The organism is Corallococcus llansteffanensis, assembly GCF_003612055.1.
GTDB classification, from domain to species: Bacteria; Myxococcota; Myxococcia; order Myxococcales; family Myxococcaceae; genus Corallococcus; species Corallococcus llansteffanensis.
In genome coordinates this window covers 1-458 of sequence record NZ_RAWB01001179.1, presented here as the reverse complement: position 1 = coordinate 458, position 458 = coordinate 1, and the positions used below count along the sequence as shown (strand labels likewise).

Genomic DNA, 458 nt, shown 5'->3' with positions numbered 1-458 from the left:
GTTTAACTTAACAATATTTTTGAAGTCTCGCTTCTTAATATCTTTACTAAGTAAGATTTCCACTTCGTTTTCTGACGTTTGGCTTAACATTCCCACAATCATGTCGTCTTTTAGCACGACACTAGCCATACCTTCTTCAAATACATAACCACGATCCAGACCAGTTAAAATGATTTTGTTCTTACCTTTTAACTTCATTGAGATTGAATCCGTTAATGTAATAGCTGTAAAGTATAACGAAATGTTATTAAAGTCTGTTGTGAAATACGGTGTTAATCTATAAAAATCATTATTCAAATGAATTAATGCACTTGTTTCTGCAGTATATGCATATTTATTACGTTGATTACCAACACGCACTTCAAATACTTCCGTACCTATTTGGACTTCTAAGAAAACATCCCAAATTTTTTCTTTAGGTAAATACGCTTTAATATCTTCTAACATAATGTTAAAAC

Annotated in this window: 1 pseudogene; it reads right to left on the bottom strand. The window is 30.8% G+C overall.

Annotated features, from left to right (window positions below):
* Positions 1 to 458, bottom strand: a pseudogene (tarS, locus tag D7V93_RS44015) (poly(ribitol-phosphate) beta-N-acetylglucosaminyltransferase); the annotation flags it as partial.